The organism is Aeromonas sp. S2(2024) (assembly GCF_041402505.1).
GTDB classification, from domain to species: domain Bacteria; phylum Pseudomonadota; class Gammaproteobacteria; order Enterobacterales; family Aeromonadaceae; genus Aeromonas; species Aeromonas media.
The window spans coordinates 1-3,149 of sequence record NZ_JBGLRL010000044.1 but is presented as its reverse complement, the minus strand read 5'-3'; the positions used below and the strand labels follow the sequence as shown (position 1 = coordinate 3,149).

The 3,149-nt window shown below is 53.0% G+C and carries 2 rRNA genes; both read right to left on the bottom strand.

The window, feature by feature from the left end:
• Window positions 1-115 (bottom strand): 5S ribosomal RNA (rrf, locus tag ACB039_RS20810).
• A 123-nt stretch (window positions 116-238) separates the two neighbouring features.
• Window positions 239-3,128 (bottom strand): 23S ribosomal RNA (locus ACB039_RS20805).
• Between the last annotated feature and the right edge of the window lie 21 nt (window positions 3,129-3,149).

The window sequence follows — 3,149 nt, the reverse complement described above, 5'->3', positions numbered from 1 at the left end:
GCCTGGCAGTGTCCTACTCTCGCATGGCGAATGCCACACTACCATCGGCGCTACCGCGTTTCACTTCTGAGTTCGGCATGGGATCAGGTGGTTCCACGGCGCTATGGCCGCCAGGCAAAAAACTTCATCTGGAAAGCTGACGTGAGTAGTGATGTTGCGCTTGGCTTGTCACTATCACTGAATTAGGTAAGTAGTTCTTCGATTTGCTACAAGGCCCAGAACACTTCTTGGGTGTTGTATGGTTAAGCCTCACGGGTAATTAGTATGGGTTAGCTCAACACGTCGCCGCGCTTACACACCCCACCTATCAACGTTGTGGTCTCCAACGGCCCTTTAGGACCCTCAAGGGGTCAGGGATGACTCATCTCAGGGCTCGCTTCCCGCTTAGATGCTTTCAGCGGTTATCGATTCCGAACTTAGCTACCGGGCAGTGCCACTGGCGTGACAACCCGAACACCAGAGGTTCGTTCACTCCGGTCCTCTCGTACTAGGAGCAACTCCCTTCAATCATCCAACGCCCACGGCAGATAGGGACCGAACTGTCTCACGACGTTCTGAACCCAGCTCGCGTACCACTTTAAATGGCGAACAGCCATACCCTTGGGACCGACTTCAGCCCCAGGATGTGATGAGCCGACATCGAGGTGCCAAACACCGCCGTCGATATGAACTCTTGGGCGGTATCAGCCTGTTATCCCCGGAGTACCTTTTATCCGTTGAGCGATGGCCCTTCCATTCAGAACCACCGGATCACTATGACCTACTTTCGTACCTGCTCGACCTGTCCGTCTCGCAGTTAAGCTGGCTTATGCCATTGCACTAACCTCCTGATGTCCGACCAGGATTAGCCAACCTTCGTGCTCCTCCGTTACTCTTTGGGAGGAGACCGCCCCAGTCAAACTACCCACCAGGCACTGTCCGCGAGCCCGATTCAGGGCCCTGCGTTAGAACATCAAACATACAAGGGTGGTATTTCAAGGACGGCTCCAGCGCAACTGGCGTCACGCCTTCAAAGCCTCCCACCTATCCTACACATGTAGGTTCAATGTTCAGTGCCAAGCTGTAGTAAAGGTTCACGGGGTCTTTCCGTCTAGCCGCGGGTACACCGCATCTTCACGGCGAATTCGATTTCACTGAGTCTCGGGTGGAGACAGCATGGCCATGGTTACACCATTCGTGCAGGTCGGAACTTACCCGACAAGGAATTTCGCTACCTTAGGACCGTTATAGTTACGGCCGCCGTTTACCGGGGCTTCGATCAAGAGCTTCGCTTGCGCTAACCCCATCAATTAACCTTCCGGCACCGGGCAGGTGTCACACCCTATACGTCCACTTTCGTGTTTGCAGAGTGCTGTGTTTTTGATAAACAGTCCCAGCCATCTGGTCACTGCGACTCCCAACTGCTCCATCCGCAAGGGACTTCACTGTCAAGAGCGAACCTTCTCCCGAAGTTACGGTTCTATTTTGCCTAGTTCCTTCACCCGAGTTCTCTCAAGCGCCTTGGTATTCTCTACCCGACCACCTGTGTCGGTTTGGGGTACGATGACTTGTAATCTGAAGCTTAGAGGCTTTTCCTGGAAGCAGGGCATCAATGGCTTCACCACCGTAGTGGCTTCGTCTCGTGTCTCAGTGTTGTGTCTCCGGATTTGCCTAGAAACACCACCTACGCACTTTCACCAGGACAACCGTCGCCTGGCCCACCTAGCCTTCTCCGTCCCCCCATCGCAATTACAAGTCGTGCAGGAATATTAACCTGCTTCCCATCGATTACGCCTTTCGGCCTCACCTTAGGGGTCGACTCACCCTGCCCCGATTAACGTTGGACAGGAACCCTTGGTCTTCCGGCGAGGAGGCTTTTCACCCCCTTTATCGTTACTTACGTCAGCATTCGCACTTCTGATATCTCCAGCATACCTCTCGATACACCTTCGCAGACTTACAGAACGCTCCCCTACCACTCACACATAAGTGTGAATCCGCGGCTTCGGTGCCTGGTTTGAGCCCCGTTACATCTTCCGCGCAGGCCGACTCGACTAGTGAGCTATTACGCTTTCTTTAAATGATGGCTGCTTCTAAGCCAACATCCTAGCTGTCTGAGCCTTCCCACATCGTTTCCCACTTAACCAGAACTTTGGGACCTTAGCCGGCGGTCTGGGTTGTTTCCCTCTTCACGACGGACGTTAGCACCCGCCGTGTGTCTCCCGGATATTACTTACTGGTATTCGGAGTTTGCATGGAGTTGGTAAGTCGGGATGACCCCCTAGTCCAAACAGTGCTCTACCCCCAGTAGTATTCGTCCGAGGCGCTACCTAAATAGCTTTCGGGGAGAACCAGCTATCTCCGAGTTTGATTGGCCTTTCACCCCCAGCCACAGGTCATCCCCTAACTTTGCAACGTTAGTGGGTTCGGTCCTCCAGTTGATGTTACTCAACCTTCAACCTGCCCATGGCTAGATCACCCGGTTTCGGGTCTACACCTTGCAACTAGACGCCCAGTTAAGACTCGGTTTCCCTACGGCTCCCCTATACGGTTAACCTCGCTACAAAATGTAAGTCGCTGACCCATTATACAAAAGGTACGCAGTCACCCCGAAGGGCTCCCACTGCTTGTACGTACACGGTTTCAGGTTCTATTTCACTCCCCTCACAGGGGTTCTTTTCGCCTTTCCCTCACGGTACTGGTTCACTATCGGTCAGTCAGGAGTATTTAGCCTTGGAGGATGGTCCCCCCATATTCAGACAGGATGTCACGTGTCCCGCCCTACTCGATTTCACTTCAAGGTCGTTTTCGTGTACGGGGCTATCACCCTGTATCGCTGGCCTTTCCAGGACCATTCCACTAACTTCCAAGAAACTTAAGGGCTAATCCCCGTTCGCTCGCCGCTACTGAGGGAATCTCGGTTGATTTCTTTTCCTCGGGGTACTTAGATGTTTCAGTTCTCCCGGTTCGCCTCGCTGCACTATGTATTCATGCAACGATACCTAGCTTATGCTAAGTGGGTTTCCCCATTCGGAAATCTGTGAGTAATAGCGTCTCTTACCGACTTCTCACAGCTTATCGCAGGTTAGTACGTCCTTCATCGCCTCTGACTGCCAAGGCATCCACCATGTACGCTTAGTCACTTAACCATACAACCCCAAGAAGTGTCG